General features: G+C 38.0%; 10 protein-coding genes. 6 read left to right on the top strand and 4 right to left on the bottom strand.

Going from position 1 to position 17,908, the window contains the following annotated elements; genetic code table 11:
* Window position 1: 1 nt before the first annotated feature.
* A complete protein-coding gene (serC, locus tag B7C41_RS02945; protein ID WP_085297275.1) occupies window positions 2-1,087 on the bottom strand; it encodes a 3-phosphoserine/phosphohydroxythreonine transaminase in 1,086 nt (361 codons plus the stop codon).
* 323 nt (window positions 1,088-1,410) lie between these two features.
* The gene (gene gyrA, locus B7C41_RS02940) at window positions 1,411-4,137 is read right to left on the bottom strand and encodes a DNA topoisomerase (ATP-hydrolyzing) subunit A (protein WP_085297273.1); all 2,727 of its coding nucleotides are present in this window, start codon (window positions 4,135-4,137) and stop codon (window positions 1,411-1,413) included.
* Between the two features lie 478 nt (window positions 4,138-4,615).
* Between gyrA and ubiG the strand changes: the two genes are divergently transcribed.
* The 5 genes from ubiG (at window position 4,616) to yfaE (ending at window position 10,727) form a co-directional block, all read left to right on the top strand.
* Window positions 4,616-5,323: a bifunctional 2-polyprenyl-6-hydroxyphenol methylase/3-demethylubiquinol 3-O-methyltransferase UbiG gene (gene ubiG / locus B7C41_RS02935; RefSeq protein WP_085297271.1), complete on the top strand. Its 708-nt coding sequence runs from the start codon at window positions 4,616-4,618 to the stop codon at window positions 5,321-5,323.
* Window positions 5,324-5,421: 98 nt separating this feature from the next.
* Window positions 5,422-6,099, top strand: coding sequence for an HAD family hydrolase (locus B7C41_RS02930; protein ID WP_085297269.1), 678 nt, complete (start codon window positions 5,422-5,424; stop codon window positions 6,097-6,099).
* A 702-nt stretch (window positions 6,100-6,801) separates the two neighbouring features.
* The gene (gene nrdA / locus B7C41_RS02925) at window positions 6,802-9,075 is read left to right on the top strand and encodes a class 1a ribonucleoside-diphosphate reductase subunit alpha (protein WP_085297267.1); all 2,274 of its coding nucleotides are present in this window, start codon (window positions 6,802-6,804) and stop codon (window positions 9,073-9,075) included.
* Between the two features lie 137 nt (window positions 9,076-9,212).
* Entirely contained in the window at window positions 9,213-10,343 is a 1,131-nt protein-coding gene (nrdB, locus tag B7C41_RS02920; RefSeq protein WP_085297265.1) for a class Ia ribonucleoside-diphosphate reductase subunit beta, read from the top strand.
* 66 nt (window positions 10,344-10,409) lie between these two features.
* Entirely contained in the window at window positions 10,410-10,727 is a 318-nt protein-coding gene (gene yfaE / locus B7C41_RS02915; RefSeq protein ID WP_085297263.1) for a class I ribonucleotide reductase maintenance protein YfaE, read from the top strand.
* Between the two features lie 419 nt (window positions 10,728-11,146).
* On the opposite strand, the gene ydiJ is transcribed toward yfaE, so the two are convergent.
* Entirely contained in the window at window positions 11,147-14,218 is a 3,072-nt protein-coding gene (gene ydiJ, locus B7C41_RS02910; RefSeq protein ID WP_085297261.1) for a D-2-hydroxyglutarate dehydrogenase YdiJ, read from the bottom strand.
* Between the two features lie 156 nt (window positions 14,219-14,374).
* Window positions 14,375-16,753, bottom strand: coding sequence for a phosphoenolpyruvate synthase (ppsA, locus tag B7C41_RS02905; protein WP_085297690.1), 2,379 nt, complete (start codon window positions 16,751-16,753; stop codon window positions 14,375-14,377).
* 219 nt (window positions 16,754-16,972) lie between these two features.
* On the opposite strand from ppsA, the gene ppsR reads away from it, so the two are divergent.
* On the top strand, window positions 16,973-17,782 hold the full coding sequence (gene ppsR, locus B7C41_RS02900; protein ID WP_085297260.1) for a posphoenolpyruvate synthetase regulatory kinase/phosphorylase PpsR: 810 nt from the start codon (window positions 16,973-16,975) through the stop codon (window positions 17,780-17,782).
* Window positions 17,783-17,908: the final 126 nt, after the last annotated feature.

Raw genomic sequence — 17,908 nt, 5'->3', positions numbered from 1 at the left:
ATTATTTAGTTCCTGCTGCGAATTTTTTCATAAAGTCGACTAATGCTTGCACACCTTCAATTGGCATTGCGTTATAAATGCTGGCACGCATTCCACCAACCATTCGGTGGCCTTTAAGTGCAGTTAGCCCTTGTGTTTGTGCTTGTGCTAAAAAGTCAGCAGAAAATTCATCATTGTTTAGCCAAAATGGTACATTCATTAAGCTTCTGTTCTCTGGAACAATCGAATTTTGATAAAAATCACTTTGATCAATATAGTCATACAATAACTGTGCTTTTTCGGCATTAATTTCAGCGATAGCACTAACACCACCTTTTGCAAGTAACCATTCAAAAACAAGTCCAGCAAGATACCAAGCATATGTAGGAGGTGTGTTATACATAGAGCCATTTTTTGCCAATACTTGGTAATTCATAATAGATGGCGTATCAATATGCGCTTTACCTAACAAATCTTCTCGTACAATCACTAATGTTAAACCTGAAGGTCCGATATTTTTCTGTGCACCCGCATAAATAAGTCCAAATTTACTGACATCAAATTCACGCGATAAAATCGTTGATGACATATCAGCCACTAGAGGAACATCACCAGTATCTGGCACCTGAAAAATTTCGATACCGTCAACAGTTTCATTAGGGCAATAGTGCACATAAGCGGCGTCTTGACTGATCGGCCACTCGTTGCTTGGCTTTACACGTTGAGTGCCATCACTGTTATCAATAACGTTAACAGCATTAATATTACCGTAATGACTTGCTTCTTCTGCGGCGGACTTAGACCAAGCGCCTGTTACGATGTAATCAGCTTTTTTAGTCTCGCCTAGTAGGTTTAACGCAATAGCTGAAAACTGGCCGCGACCTCCGCCATGACAAAAAAGTACTTTATAATTTTCAGGAATAGCCATGAGGTTGCGCAAATTAGCTTCCGCTTTCTCAGCAACAGCAACAAATTCTTTACTACGATGGCTAAGCTCCATCACTGAACTGCCGGTATCAGCAAAGTTTAAAAATTCACTTTGCGCCTTTTTCATTACGTCAACAGGTAACATTGCCGGACCTGCGCAAAAATTATAAACACTAGACATTTAACATTACACCCTTCTTCAATTAACTTGCTATGTCGGTTTTGCCCTATTTTTGTCAATACCAACCTACGAATTCACTAACACTAACGTTTATACCCATGTTTCTGGGTATATAATTATCAAATATTTTTATTATTATCGTTTCGTTTTACAAACTTAGTTACCGTTACCACAGCATACCAATTTAACTTTACGCATCAATTCTTAAATAAACTTTGATATAACTATTTTTACCCAATGCCATTAGGCTTTTCTCTTACTTAATATAAATTTCACTCATAAAAAAAGGCGGTAAAAACCGCCTTTTATTATGTTAACAACGGTTACTCAGGAGCATCGTCATCGTTGAGCGTTGAATCATCACTCTCAACATCAGTTTCTGGCGCATCAGTTTGCTCGCCTTCTACTGCTTGAGTTGGAGTTTCCACGCCATTTTCGTCTTCTTCAAATACTTCTGGCTCTTCAATTTCATCAATACGTTGTAAGGCAACTACATGCTCACCTTCAACAGTACGAATAATTCGAACACCTTGAGTATTACGACCAATAACACTTACTTCACCAACACGAGTACGAACTAAAGTACCGTTATCAGTAATAAGCATAATTTCGTCTTGCTCTTCAACTTGCACTGCGCCAACAACTGGACCGTTACGCTCACTGACTTTAATTGAAACAACACCTTTGGTTGCTCGACTTTTTGCAGGGTACTCATCTAAAGCAGTACGCTTACCATAGCCATTTTCAGTAATTGTTAAAATTGGACCATCGTTTTTAGGGACAATAAGTGAAACCACTTTTTGATCACCTTCTAACTTAATACCGCGAACACCCGTACCAGTACGACCAATAGGTTTCAATGCCCAAAGTTGTTCGCCCGTTTCAGGATCAATCTTTATTTCACCTGTTTCGCTATCACGTTTCTTCTCGTTAAAACGGACAACTTTACCAGCATCAGAGAACAACATAATGTCGTTGTTACCATCAGTAATATCAACGCCGATTAACGTATCGTCATCACGTAGGTTCAAGGCAATAATGCCGTTTGCACGTTGGTTCTTATAAGCCGTTAACGCTGTTTTCTTCACAGTACCAGACGCCGTTGCCATGATGATGAATTTATCTTCTTCATATTCACGTACTGGTAAAATTGCGGTAATACGTTCACCTTCTTCAAGCGGTAATATATTAACAATTGGACGACCACGAGCAGTACGACTAGCCAATGGTAATTGGAACACTTTCAACCAGTACAGTTTACCGCGATCTGAGAAACATAAAATCGTATCATGGGTATTAGCAATCAATAAACGTTCGATGAAATCTTCTTCTTTCATCTTAGTCGCTGCTTTACCTTTACCACCACGGCGTTGTGCTTGGTAATCACTTAATACTTGATATTTAACGTAACCTTCATGCGAAAGTGTTACCACAACATCTTCTTCAGTGATTAAATCTTCCATCGATAAATCATGTGAAGCATTGGTTATTTCAGTGCGACGTTCATCACCAAACTCATCACGAATAACTTCAAGCTCTTCACGAATAACTTCCATTAAACGTGCAGGTGTCGCTAAGATATAAAGTAACTCAGCAATCACTTCTAATAACGCTTTGTATTCACTTAAGATCTTCTCGTGCTCTAGACCCGTTAACTTATGTAAACGTAAATCTAGAATCGCTTGTGCTTGTGGCGGTGTTAAGAAATATTGACCATCACGAATACCAAACTCTTCTTCAACCCATTCAGGGCGGGCAGCGTCATCACCAGCAGCAGCTAGCATGTCAGAAACTAAACCTAAGTCCCAGCCACGTGATAACAATTGTTCTTTTGCTTCACTTGGTGTTGGTGAATTCTTAATTAACGCGATGATAGGGTCAATATTAGAAAGTGCTATCGATAAACCTTCCAATAAATGTGCACGTTCACGGGCTTTACGTAATTCAAATATTGTTCTACGTGTAACGACTTCACGACGATGCAAAATAAAAGCATCAAGCATTTCACGTAGGTTGAATAGTTTTGGTTGGCCGTTAGTTAACGCAACCATATTCAAACCAAAAGACACTTGCATTTGGGTTAGCTTATATAAATTATTTAAAATAACTTCGCCAACTTCGCCGCGCTTAACCTCGATAACCATACGCATGCCGTCTTTATCAGACTCATCACGTAGTGCAGAAATACCTTCAAGGCGTTTCTCTTTTACCAAATCAGCCATTTTTTCAATCAAACGGGCTTTGTTAACTTGGTATGGTAATTCGTGAACAACAATAGTTTCTTTGCCAGACTTGTCATCAACTTCAATTGACGCACGGGCACGAATTTTAATTTTTCCGCGACCAGTTAAGTAAGCTTCTTGAATACCCGCACGGCCACTAATAATACCGGCAGTTGGGAAATCAGGGCCTGGAATATATTCAAGTAATTCTTCAAAACCTATTTCTTCGTTATCAATAACGGCTAAACAGCCATTAATAACTTCAGTTAGGTTATGTGGCGGAATGTTCGTCGCCATACCAACTGCAATACCTGAGGTACCATTAACTAATAAGTTAGGGATACGTGTCGGCATAACTGCTGGTATCATTTCCGTGCCGTCATAGTTGGCAACGTAATCAACAGTTTCTTTATCTAAATCGGCTAAAATTGAATGAGCGATTTTCGACATTCTAATTTCGGTGTAACGCATTGCTGCCGCTGAGTCGCCATCAACAGAACCAAAGTTACCTTGGCCGTCAACAAGCATATAGCGTAATGAAAATGGCTGTGCCATACGAACAATTGTGTCATAAACAGCAGTATCACCATGAGGGTGATACTTACCGATAACATCACCAACGACACGTGCTGATTTTTTATACGGCTTATTAAAGTCGTTACCTAAAACATTCATCGCAAAAAGTACGCGACGATGCACTGGTTTTAAGCCATCACGTACATCTGGTAATGCACGACCTACAATTACACTCATTGCGTAATCTAAATAGGAGCTTTTTAGCTCATCCTCAATATTGACAGGAGCAATATTATTCGCTAAATCGGTCATAAATTGATGGTATCCCTTAAGGTAAATCTAATTCAAAAAAATTCGAAATTATTATTTTTAATTAACATGGCATACTAACATAAATAATTGTCATGCCCTATCGCTTTATATTACTTCATTTTGCCGTTAAAAAGGCAAAGTTTCAAGCCCCGGCTACTATTTACCTAATAGTCAACTATATGGCTGTTTTCATAGGTATTTATCTTCATAAATTAGGTGAAAAAGATATTCATAAAAAGTCATTGTTCGCATTTTGAACATATGTCACGTTTAAGCGTTTATTTTATCGACATTATTTTGCCTAAAAGCACTAGTTCCGCACACTAAAGCCCTGCTTATATATAAGCAAAGATAAAAAGAACACTAAAAATACAGCTGCATTTCACTTTTATTTAAGTTGAATCAATTTTCACGCTAGGCTTGCTGTAATTATTGGTTTAGAATCGCCAACATAAACAAGACAAATAATGATAAAGCCATGTCCAATTCTCTAAATGTTAATCAAGACGAAATCGCAAAATTTGAACAAGTTGCCAGCCAATGGTGGGAACTAGATGGTGACTTTAAACCGTTACATCAAATTAACCCGTTACGTCGTCAATTCATTTGTCAACATGTTGGTGACATATTCGATAAAGAAATAATCGATGTTGGTTGTGGTGGCGGAATTTTAGCTGAAAGCTTAGCGCAGCTAGGCGCGAAAGTGACCGGCATTGATATGGGGCAAGAGCCTTTAAATGTAGCTAAATTACATGCGTTAGAAGCGGGTGTTAATGTTGATTACCTTAAAATCACAGCCGAAGAACAAGCACAACAACATCCAGAGCATTATGATGTAGTCACTTGTATGGAAATGCTTGAGCATGTGCCAGACCCCGCTTCAATCGTTAATGCCTGCGCACATATGGTAAAACCAGGTGGTTATGTTTTCTTTTCTACCTTAAATAAATCATTAAAAGCTTACTTATTAGCGATAGTAGCCGCCGAGAAGGTATTTAAACTTGTGCCAAATGGAACACATGATCATAAAAGTTTCATTCGCCCTTCTACGCTTATTTCATGGGCTGAGTCTTTCGACTTAAAGTGTATCGATGCTGCGGGTATTCACTACAATCCAATCACTGAAAATCATAAGCTAACCTCATCACTTGATGTTAACTATATACTTTGCTGTCAACGCCTTTAAGCTAACTAAATTGACTAAATACGCGTCGAAATGTAACTGGCTTACGTTGGCGCTACTCCCCTTGCTAAATTATCACCATAACAAAATCGAGCGATATTATGCCCAACGCTAGTAACTTAACAAATCACCTTGCCGCGGTTCTTTTTGATTTAGACGGTACATTATTAGATACCGCTGATGATTTAGGCGCCGCGTTAAATTACGTATTGGCAAAGTACAATAAACCGGCCGTTGCCGCTAAATATTATCGTCCAATAGCTTCAGATGGCGCATTAGGCTTATTAAGCTTAGGCTTTGGCGAAGATATTGCGCAGTATGACTATGAAAGCTTACGCCAACAGTTTCTAGACTATTACGAACAAAATATTGCAGACCATACTTGCCTTTATCCTGGCGTTGCAGAACTTTTACAACAGTTAGAAGATAATAATATCCCTTGGGGCATAATTACCAATAAACCTGAAGGCTTAACCAAAACATTAATGCCGTATTATCCAGAATTTGCAAACTGTGCTGTAATGGTCGGCGGTGATACCCTAGTAAAACGTAAACCTGATCCTGAGCCAATATTATACGCTTGTCAGAAAATCAATGTTGATAATCAGCATTGTTTCTATGTCGGTGATGCCCTGCGTGACATTCAAGCAGGTAATAGCGCATTAATGAAAACTTTTATTGCCAATTGGGGCTATATTTTAGCTGATGAAAATTGTCAGGCTTGGCAAGCAGATCACATCATTAATACACCAACTGATTTACTCACTTTTATAAAGTAAATTTTGCAACTAGCACAAAAAGATACGTTATTATTCGTTGTGCTAGTTCTCTATCAGAATTACTCACACACCACTTTTTATTAGTGGATAACAAAACAATTTAGACAGTTCTATCCTTAGCAAAATGAATATTATTTACTTTATAGTATCATCAACTAAAAATTATCATTTATCGTTGATGAAATCTTAAATTTAATAGGCTTGTTTTATTAAGGATCACAATGTGATCCTTAAGCGATGATAAAATAATCACTCGTCAATTACTTTGTTTAAGATTTGGACAAAAAACATAAACCATTGAGTTTTATTGTTTTTTATTTTTATATTACCTTTGGCGATATAAATCGTCAAAATTCACCTAAAATAATTTAGTACTTAAAAAAAAGTAAAAATAAATGAAAATAAGCGTTGCGTTTTTGAAAAATCAAAATAAAAAAGCGCTACTAAGTTAGTTGTTACTAACAGAACTTTCTCTCCTAAAAAAGCAACTAAAATTCAACATTTTTTAACACTTGCATTGTAGTGAAAACCTCACTATCTTGTGTTTAGTTTTTCAAACCCCCCAATATATAGTGCATTTTTCATTCATTGCTTTTTGAATGTTATACGATTCATCTCGTATAATTACGCTCTTGGGGGTATTAATAATATAAACACCTATTTCCGGGTGGTTAAAACAATAAATAGATTTACAGGTCTTTCATGAATAACAACCTTTTTGTTACAAAACGTAATGGCTCAAAAGAACCTATCGACTTAGAAAAAATCCATAAGGTAATTGCTTGGGCTGCTGAAGGCCTAGACAATGTTTCGGTATCTCAAGTTGAATTAAAGTCACATATACAATTTTATGATGGAATTAAAACCGGCGACATTCATGAAACGATCATTAAGTCTGCTGCTGATTTAATCTCGGAAGAAACACCTGATTATCAATACTTATCTGCACGGTTGGCAATATTCCATCTACGTAAAAAAGCTTATGGTCAATTTGAACCCCCTAAGTTATACCCACATGTAGTAAATTTAATTGAAGCAGGTAAATACGATCAACATTTATTAACTGATTATACTGCTGAAGAATTTGAACAATTAGAAGGTTTCTTAGATCACCGTCGTGACTTAGATTTCAGCTACGCAGCGGTAAAACAGTTAGAAGGTAAATATCTGGTTCAAAATCGTGTAACTGGTGAAATCTACGAAAGTGCACAATTTCTTTATATTTTAGTCGCAGCATGCTTATTTGCAAAATATCCAAAGGAAACACGTTTAGATTATGTAAAAGGCTTTTATAACGCCATTTCTACATTTAAGCTTTCTCTGCCAACACCAATAATGGCTGGTGTACGTACCCCAACACGTCAATTCTCTTCTTGTGTGTTGATTGAATGTGGCGATAGCTTAGATTCAATTAATGCAACATCAAGTTCAATTGTTAAGTATGTTTCTCAACGTGCTGGTATTGGTATTAATGCGGGCCGCATTCGTGCTTTAGGTAGTACAATTAGAAATGGTGAAGCATTTCATACCGGTTGCATTCCATTTTATAAATTATTTCAAACAGCCGTTAAAAGTTGTTCACAAGGTGGCGTTCGGGGTGGTGCAGCTACCCTATTCTATCCACTTTGGCATTTAGAAGTTGAAAGCTTACTGGTACTTAAAAACAATCGTGGTGTTGAAGAAAACCGCGTACGTCATTTAGATTACGGTGTACAGTTTAACAAGTTAATGTACCAACGCCTGATCAAAGGTGAATCAATTACCTTATTTAGCCCAAGTGATGTACCTGGCTTGTACGATGCTTTTTTTGAAGATCAAGACAAGTTTGAAGAGCTTTACGTTAAATACGAAGCAGATGATTCAATTCGTAAGAAGCGCATTAAGGCCATTGAATTATTTACTTTGTTTGCTCAAGAGCGTGCAAGTACAGGTCGTATTTACCTACAGAACGTTGATCACTGTAATACCCATTCTCCGTTTGAACCAACAGTTGCGCCAATTCGTCAAAGTAACTTATGTTTGGAAATAGCACTGCCAACTAAGCCGATGGAAGATGTAAATGATCCTAACGGTGAGATTGCGCTTTGTACCTTATCAGCTTTTAACTTAGGCGCTATCGATAGTTTAGACGAGTTAGATGAGTTAGCAGATTTAGCAGTACGAGCTCTTGATAGCTTATTAGACTATCAAGATTACCCCGTTCCTGCAGCGTATAACGCAACCATGGGACGTCGTACACTCGGTATAGGTGTTATTAACTACGCTTATTATTTAGCTAAAAATGGTGTTTTCTATTCAAATGGCAGTGCCAACAACTTAACACATAGAACTTTTGAAGCGATTCAATTCTATTTGTTAAAAGCGTCAAACCAATTAGCTATTGAGCAAGGTGCTTGTCCTAAGTTTAACGAAACGCGTTTATCTCAAGGCATTTTACCTATCGATACTTACAAGAAAGAAATCGATAAAATTACTGGTGAAGCATTACACTTAGATTGGGAATCTTTACGCACTAGTATTAAAGAGCACGGCGTTAGAAACTCAACCGTATCAGCATTAATGCCGTCAGAAACTTCATCGCAAATTTCTAATGCGACCAATGGTATTGAGCCACCTCGTGGCTTGATCAGCATCAAAGCCAGTAAAGATGGCGTATTAAAGCAAGTAGTGCCTGAGTATCAACGCTTAAAGGACAACTACGAATTACTGTGGAATATTCCAAGTAATGAGGGTTATTTGCAATTAGTTGGTATAATGCAGAAATTTATTGATCAAACTATTTCAGCTAACACCAACTACGACCCTGCGCGCTTTGAAGGGGGTAAAGTGCCTATCAAGCAAGTGCTAAAAGATATTTTAACAGCATACAAATTAGGCGTTAAGACCATGTATTACCACAACACACGTGATGGTGCAGCTGATAGCCAAGTTGAAATTGAAGATGATAGTTGTGCAGGCGGAGCTTGTAAAATTTAACATCTGCAAAGAGGGAAACAATCAGTTTTCCTCTTTTTTTGCATTATATTGCAAAACTAAAACTTATAACAATTAGTTTACTAACCACTAAAGTGACGAAATATAGCTATCAATAGCAGTATTTCCAGGAGATATAAATGTCGTACACCACGTTTAACCAAACACCTAACAACGCTTTGTTAGAGCCAATGTTTTTGGGAAACAGTGTTAATGTTGCACGATACGATCAACAGCGTTTTATCGCGTTTGAAAAATTGATAGAAAAACAGCTATCTTTTTTTTGGCGGCCAGAGGAGATTGATGTTTCAAAAGATCGTGCTGACTGGCAGAGTTTAACCAACTCTGAAAAACATATTTTTATTTCTAATTTAAAATATCAAACATTACTTGACTCAATGGCTGCTCGCTCTGTGAACGCGGTATTACTACCATTAGTATCATTACCTGAAGTTGAAACTTGGGTTGAGACTTGGGCATTTAGTGAAACCATTCACTCTCGTTCATATACTCACATTCTGCGTAACTTGTTTACTGATCCAAGCGAAGTTTTTGACGATATCATGGTTAACCCTGCGATATTGAAACGCGCTTCAAGCATCGCTAAATATTTTGACGCCGTTATTATCACCACCCAATTATTACAGTCACAAGGGGCTGGTAGCTACGAAGTTGATGGTGAAACTATTGAAGTGAGTGAGCGTAAACTAAAAGAGCGCTTATTCTTAGCCATTTGCTCAGTAAATGCTTTAGAAGCCATTCGTTTCTACGTAAGTTTTGCTTGTTCATTTGCCTTTGCAGAACGTGAATTACTTGAAGGCAATGCAAAAATCATCAAACTAATTGCTCGTGACGAAGCTCTGCACTTAACCGGTACTCAACATATATTGAATAATTGGATGTCAGGCAAAGATGATCCTGAAATGCAAGAAATTGCGACGGAGTTGCGTGAAGAAGGTAAACAAATCTTCATGGATGTAGTTGAACAAGAAAAAGAATGGGCTGATTATTTATTTAAAGATGGCTCAATGATTGGTCTTAATGCTGCCATCTTGAAACAATACATTGAATACACGAGTAATCAACGTATGGCAGCAATCGGGTTTGATGCACCGTTTGATATTAAGAGTAATCCATTACCATGGATGAACGCATACTTAGTGAGTGACAATGTTCAAGTAGCGCCACAAGAAACTGAAATATCAAGCTACCTTGTTGGCCAAGTTGATTCATCAGTATCAAGTGATGACTTTGACGACTTCGATTTATAATCGTTTGTTAGTTATATCAAAAATATGATTATTATTAGTCTATTTAAGTTTTTCGGATAATTTATTATGCCGAAAGATTTAAATAGTGCTGATGAAGAAAAAATTGACTTAGCCAGAAAAGAAAAATCTATCATTAAAATCTCTGTTGCCAACCAAGAAATTATCTACTTAGACTCTCATCGTAACCTATTAGAGTGTCTGGAGTCAGCAGACGTTGAAGTGCATTACCACTGCCGTGATGGCTACTGCGGCGCTTGCCGTGTTGCACTAAAAAGCGGAGAAATAAACTACCCACAAGGCGAGCCACTCGCTTTTATTGGTGATGGTGAAATTCTGCCTTGTTGTTGTATCCCCTGCAACGATATCACCATTGAGGTCGACTAAAGCACGACTCTCCAAGTACCCCTTAGAATTAACTCAACCTCTGAAATTAAGCATAGTTTTTTATACCTATAAATTTTAGTGTTTTTTGTAAAGTTAACTCAATAATCCCCTGACGTATCGCATCCAACTCTCACATAACATACTTCAACCATAGACGGCATAAATACATTTAGAAGTGATGTAAACCATGATCAGTTAGAATAGCTGAACCTGCGGCATTACCTAACTACAGGCAAAACAACGATGAACTGCGGGCTATTTATCACTATTTTAACTATCTGCTAGTTCAAGGTCTTTAAGTTTGCCCAATAACAAGTTACCGGCAACTTGAACAACGTAAGAATAGACTTTAATAGCGCTGCTATAGCATTTTGCTTATTACTAGCTTAGCTTAATGATTCTAGTGCAAAATCGTATAACTAATTAAGCGCATTTAATAATGCCTGAACTGGATGTAAAGTGACTTTATTATCTAAGCGTTTTATTTGGCTACGACAAGAATATCCAGTTACTAATATTTGCTCTGTAGCTAATTCACTTACTTTATTCTTCCAGCTCATGTCGTAAAGTGCTTTAGAGTTATCTAAGTTTACTTTTTCATGACCGTACGTTCCCGCCATTCCGCAGCAACCGACTGAAACATTGGTTAATGACAAACCAAAGTGTGCAAAAATTCCTTTCCATTGCCCTTCACTACCAGGCAATGCCGTTTTCTCAGTACAATGCGCAAAAAGTTTATAAGATATTGATTTCGCTATTTCAGTTTCATTCTCTGCCTTATTTTGATGATCGAGAATAGTAATTAGCCATTCATGGGCAAGCTCTACGCTAAATTTACCTCTGCTATCACCTAATATTTGGCAATACTCATCGCGGTAACATAAAGCTAATGACGCATCTAAGCCAATCATAGGTATGTTTAATTCATGCACCTTGTTAAGAAAATCTGCTGTCGATTTAGCCGTTTTCGCAAATTTTGCTAAGAAACCTTTTACATGCTGTGGCTTACCATTGGGTTTAAACGGCAACAATATTGGCTGAAACCCTAGTTTTTTAACAAGCAACATAAAATCCTCAACTACTTTTGCATCATAAAAGGACGTAAAAGGATCTTGAACGACTAATACACTTTTAGCACGCTCTTGCGAAGTCATTTTATGTAGTTGCGTTAAATCGAAAGTAGCAAATTGATGCTGCTGAGCTCTTTCAGCTAAGGTTGGAATAGATAACAAAGGTGTATCAACATAGCCAATGGTGGCACGAGATAATTTATTATAAATATTCGAGTTTAGAACACTATTTACAAACTTAGGTGCTTTTGCCATTATCGGCGTCATCACTTCAACATTCGCGACTAAATGATCTTTAGCGGGCCTAAAATATCTTGAGTGATAAAGGTTAATAAATCGGGCTCTAAAATCGGGTACATCCACTTTAATTGGACACTGACTTGCGCAAGCTTTACAAGCTAAACACCCTTGCATAGCTTCCATCACTTCATGAGAAAAATCATCATTTTCCTGTGCTGAATTTGAGCTGTTAAAACTGTTTTTTACTTTATCTAGTAAGCGTTTTACTGACCAATGCTGAATATCTTGCTCTAAAGCAAGAATATCTACACCTTTAACCTCGACAAGCCTTAACCACTCTCTCATCAATCCTGCTCTACCTTTCGGGGAATGACGACGGTCACGCGTAACCTTACTTGAAGGACACATAGGACTATTTACGTCATAATTAAAGCATAAGCCGTTGCCATTACAATCAAGCGCCGATTTAAAAGAGTCCTTAACGGTAATTGGGATTTGCCGGTCATAAAAACCGCGTTTTTTATCATCAACGGAAACTAAATTTTCTGTCGATTTATATGGCGTACAAATTTTTCCTGGGTTCATTTTATTTAGTGGGTCAAACGCCGCTTTGATTTTTCTTAATTCGGTAAATAGCGCATCACCAAAAAATTCAGGTCCGTATTCACTACGATAACCTTTGCCATGTTCACCCCACATCAAACCGCCGTATTTAGCGGTTAACGCGACAACTTTATCAGATATTTCTCGCAGTAAAACTTCTTGCTCTGGATCACACATATCTAGTGCAGGTCTTACGTGTAAAACACCGGCATCAACATGGCCAAACATACCGTAATGTAAACCATAACCGTCCAGTAGTTCTCTAAATTCAGCGATAAAGTCAGCCAAGTTTTCTGGTGGCACAGCAGTATCTTCAGCAAACGCTAAAGGCTTTTTGCTGCCTTTGGTGTTCCCCAGTAAACCCACGGCTTTTTTACGCATGGTATAAAGTTTTGCAATGCTGCCTAGATCAGAAGTAACTTGATAACCGATAACCCCCCTACCGTTTGCAATATCTTCATCAAGCACAGCACAAAGGTCGTTTACCTGCTGAGCAACGGCTTCTATACTTTCACCGTTATACTCAACCATATTGATGCCATCCATGACAGCACCTTCAACATCTTGCAACATATCGCTAACTAATTGCCAAACAATATCCTGTTTAGCTAAGTTCAGTACTTTACTGTCAATGGTTTCAACAGAAGTCGCTTTTGCTTTAACTAACGATGGAGAATGACGTAGTGCAGAATCAAAACTGTCATATTTAATATTGATCAGTGTTTTAGCATTGGCGATTGGTGTTAAATTTAGTTTTGCTTCACAAACAAAGGCTAAAGAGCCTTCAGAGCCAGTAATGATGCGGCTTAAATCGACCTGAGTTAAATCAGCGTTAAAAATATTTTCTAAATCATAACCGGTTAAAAAGCGATTTAAACGTGGAAATTTTTCAAGAATAAGTTCGCGGTTATCGCGGCAAGAGCTCAGCACTTGCTGCATTAATTTTGCCACCGTGCTTTCTTGCGTTGCTAATATCTCTGCTTCTGCCATCGACATAGGTGAAGTGATTAACATTTCGCCATTAGCCAATACACTTTCTAGCCCAAGAACATGATCTGAGGTTTTACCGTAAACCAAAGAGCCTTGTCCAGAGGCGTCAGTATTGATCATACCGCCTACTGTCGCTCTATTACTAGTTGATAAATCTGGAGAAAAGAAGAAACCATGAGGCTTAAGATAATCATTAAGTTGGTCTTTAATAACACCGGCTTCAACACGCACCCAGTTTTCTTCTACGTTTATCTCCAATATGCGATTCATGTATTTAGATAAATCAACCACAATACCTGGCGTCAAACTTTGGCCGTTGGTACCTGTTCCTCCACCACGGGCACTAAATTTAATGTCATTAAAGCGTGTTTCAGCGCCAAGTGCAGTGATCAATTGAATGTCTTGCTTACTGCGCGGATGCAGCACTAATTGCGGTAATTGCTGATAAATACTGTTATCTGTGGCGTGTGCTAGTCGCGCGCTATATTGAAAATTAACGTCACCACTAAAACGTTTTGTTGCCAAAACTTTAGCGTACTCTTGATACAACGGGGAAACGAGCTCTTGCGGGGCTAACCTAGGTAACATGAATGAAATTTTCTATTAGCAAATATGGTGCAAACATTATATCACGGCAATGTAACATTTTGCTCTGTTAACAAAAAAAGCCTAAGAACTTTTTTATCATGATAATGATAAAAAGCACCTAGGCTTATTGACGACAAAAATTAGCGATATGGTTAACTATTTTTTGTTATGTTGCTCTGCTAAATATAACCAAGTTGGTAATACGGTATCAGGGTTAAGTGAAAGGCTTTCAATACCTTGTTCAACTAACCATGCGGCGAAATCTTCATGATCTGATGGACCTTGACCACAAATGCCAACATATTTACCACGCGCCTTACAGGCTTTAATGGCCATCTCTAATAACAATTTAATTGCTGGATCACGTTCGTCAAATAAATGAGCAACTAAACCAGAATCACGATCTAACCCTAAGGTTAATTGTGTTAAATCGTTTGAGCCAATAGAGAAGCCATCGAAGTAATCTAAGAATTGGTCAGCAAGTAACGCATTAGACGGTAGTTCACACATCATAATAATGCGTAAGCCATTTTCACCACGTTTTAAGCCATGCTCGGCAAGAATATCAATGACGGCAGCTGCTTCTTCTAACGTACGTACGAATGGGATCATGATTTCGACATGCGTCATGTCCATATCGTTGCGAACACGTTTTATCGCTTCACACTCAAGTGCAAAGCAATCTCTAAAGTCTTTAGAAATATAACGTGATGCTCCACGGTAGCCAATCATCGGATTTTCTTCTTCCGGCTCAAATGCTTCACCGCCAACTAAATTAGCATACTCGTTAGATTTAAAATCTGACATGCGCACAATAACTTTTTCTGGTGCGTATGCAGCTGCTAACGTTGAAATACCTTCAGTTAATTTAGCAATGTAAAACTCGATTGGGCTTTCATAACCGGCGATAATATCTCGAATTTCATCTTGTAAATCAGCAGGCTGATCGTCGAAATTTAATAATGCTTTAGGATGCACACCGATCATTTTATTAATAATAAATTCAAGTCGTGCTAAACCAATACCGGCATGTGGTAAACGAGCAAAAGCAAAAGCTCGGTCTGGGTTACCAACATTCATCATTATTTTTAATGGTAAATCAGGCATTGAATCTACTTCAGACGTTGTTACGGTAAAGTCCAACTTACCTTGATAAATAAAACCAGTATCACCTTCAGCACATGAAACGGTAATTTCATCACCGTTGGCAATTTTACTGGTTGCATCGCCACAACCAACAACGGCTGGAATACCCATTTCACGAGCAATGATAGCTGCGTGACAAGTACGGCCACCACGGTTAGTCACAATCGCAGAAGCACGCTTCATGATAGGCTCCCAATCAGGGTCTGTCATGTCAGTAACTAATACGTCACCCGGTAGAATTTTGTCCATTTCATCTAATGAAGATAAAACTTTCGCTTCACCACTACCAATTTTGTGACCAATTGAGCGACCTTCACAAACAATATCTGCTGTTGCTTGTAATTGAAATTGTTCCATTACATTAGCATTTTCACGACTTTTTACTGTTTCTGGACGTGCTTGTACAATATAAAGCTTACCGTCTAAGCCGTCTTTAGCCCATTCGATATCCATTGCACGGCCGTAATGCTTTTCAATCACTACCGCTTGTTTGGCTAATTCTTCAACTTCATTATCGGTTAAAGAGAAAGTATCTGATTGTGCTTGTTCAATATCAACAATCTCAACCTGTTTGCCGTGTTCTTGAGTGTCAGCGTAAATCATTTTAATTGCTTTACTACCGATATTTCGGCGAACAACCGCTGGCTTACTTTTAGCTAATGTAGGTTTATGAACATAGAATTCATCAGGGTTAACTGCGCCCTGCACGACCATTTCACCTAAACCATAGCTTGAAGTAATAAACACTACATCTTCAAAACCTGATTCTGTATCAATCGAGAACATTACGCCACTAGATGAAATATCGCTACGCACCATACGCTGAATACCAGCAGATAAAGCGACACCGCGATGGTCATAGCCTTGGTGAACACGATAAGAAATAGCACGGTCATTAAATAAAGAAGCAAAAACGTGCTTAATCGCAATCATTACTGCGTCTAAACCACGTACGTTAAGAAAAGTTTCTTGTTGGCCAGCGAAAGAAGCATCTGGCATATCTTCAGCGGTTGCTGATGAACGAACAGCAAAAGAAGCATCATCAGCAAAATTACCCGCTAAGGTTGCATATGCTTGCTCTATAGATTGCTGCATTTCAGGAAGAAATGGCGTATCAATAACCCACTGGCGAATTTTATGTCCACATTCAGCTAAAGCATTAACGTCATCAACATCTAAATCATCTAATAAAATATAGATTTTATCGTTCAGACCGCTTTGTTCGAGAAATTCATTGAAGGCAAACGAAGTAGTAGCAAACCCACCCGGCACCTGTACACCCATATTTGAAAGATTTGAAATCATTTCGCCTAATGATGCATTTTTACCACCTACGCGGTCAACATCATTCATGCCTAAATCTTCATACCAAAGTACATTTTCTTGCACGACAACTTCTCCATTCGCAATAAAAGAATTTAAGAAAAGTATTTTAACGTCTGAGTAACAAAACAAATCTAAAATAACTTTCTTAAATCTTTTATCGAAGGCACCTAACATTTAATAGTAGTTTTCGCGTCGAAGACATTTTACACTGCTAACCTCTAAACTAAAGCACTATTTGAAAGTTTTCATATTTCATTACAGAATAATATTATAGGACTCATTATGCGGGCAGCGTTTTATATATCTGACGGCACGGCCATCACTTCTGAAGTTTTTGGTCATGCCCTGTTATCACTTTTCCCTACAGAATTCGAACACGATACCATTTCATTTGTTGAAACCGAAGAAAAAGCCCTAGAAGCTTGCGCACGCATCAATAAGGCAGCAAAGCGAACCGGTGAGCCACCGTTAGTATTTCATACTTTTGTTAACCCTGAAATACGAGAAATAATAGATGGTTGTGATGGTATAATCTATAATTTTCTTGAACACTTTATCGCCCCGCTTGAGCAACAACTAGACCTTAAAGCCAAACCTAAAGCCCATAGAACACATAGTATTCATGAAAATAGCTATGACTATCGTATTGATGCCGTCAACTACTCACTTGCGAATGATGATGGTTCAAACGTAACTAATTATGAGCATGCTGATGTTATTTTGGTTGGTGTTTCTCGCTCGGGTAAAACACCAACATCACTCTACCTTGCACTACAATATGGTATAAAAGCGGCAAACTATCCGTTTACCGATGATGATATGGACGAATTGAAGTTACCGACATTTCTAAAAATGCATAAAAAGAAAATTTTTGGTTTAACCATAGATGCACAACGTTTAGTTGATATTCGAGACGGCAGAATGGCTAATACAAAATATTCATCGGCACGACAATGTCGTATGGAAGTGCGCGAAGTAGAAAAGCTTTATAAGAAAGAAAAAATTCCTTTTTTAAATACCACAAAGCTTTCGGTCGAGGAAATTACTGCAAAAATATTGTCTAAAACAGGTCTTCAGCGCTATAAGTATTAACTTATGACAAATTAGTTGCAGAAAAAATCAGAAAGCGGTTCACTTAGCTGATTATATTCGTTATGTTAGCGCGATATTATTATTGCGCTGCATATAGATAGATATGCAAGCTAACCAGCATTTGAT

It is taken from the genome of Cognaticolwellia mytili (assembly GCF_002104475.1).
In the GTDB taxonomy this organism is placed as follows: domain Bacteria; phylum Pseudomonadota; class Gammaproteobacteria; order Enterobacterales; family Alteromonadaceae; genus Cognaticolwellia; species Cognaticolwellia mytili.
The sequence above is the reverse complement of the archived record's forward strand: the minus strand, read 5'-3'. Positions and strand labels throughout refer to the sequence as shown.

Bases quoted from the DNA above. Each gene is read 5' to 3' on its own strand.
- serC (WP_085297275.1), bottom strand. From the start codon at position 1,087: ATGTCTAGTGTTTATAATTTTTGCGCAGGTCCGGCAATGTTACCTGTT.
- gyrA (WP_085297273.1), bottom strand. From the start codon at position 4,137: ATGACCGATTTAGCGAATAATATTGCTCCTGTCAATATTGAGGATGAG.
- ubiG (WP_085297271.1), top strand. From the start codon at position 4,616: ATGTCCAATTCTCTAAATGTTAATCAAGACGAAATCGCAAAATTTGAA.
- B7C41_RS02930 (WP_085297269.1), top strand. From the start codon at position 5,422: ATGCCCAACGCTAGTAACTTAACAAATCACCTTGCCGCGGTTCTTTTT.
- nrdA (WP_085297267.1), top strand. From the start codon at position 6,802: ATGAATAACAACCTTTTTGTTACAAAACGTAATGGCTCAAAAGAACCT.
- nrdB (WP_085297265.1), top strand. From the start codon at position 9,213: ATGTCGTACACCACGTTTAACCAAACACCTAACAACGCTTTGTTAGAG.
- yfaE (WP_085297263.1), top strand. From the start codon at position 10,410: ATGCCGAAAGATTTAAATAGTGCTGATGAAGAAAAAATTGACTTAGCC.
- ydiJ (WP_085297261.1), bottom strand. From the start codon at position 14,218: ATGTTACCTAGGTTAGCCCCGCAAGAGCTCGTTTCCCCGTTGTATCAA.
- ppsR (WP_085297260.1), top strand. From the start codon at position 16,973: ATGCGGGCAGCGTTTTATATATCTGACGGCACGGCCATCACTTCTGAA.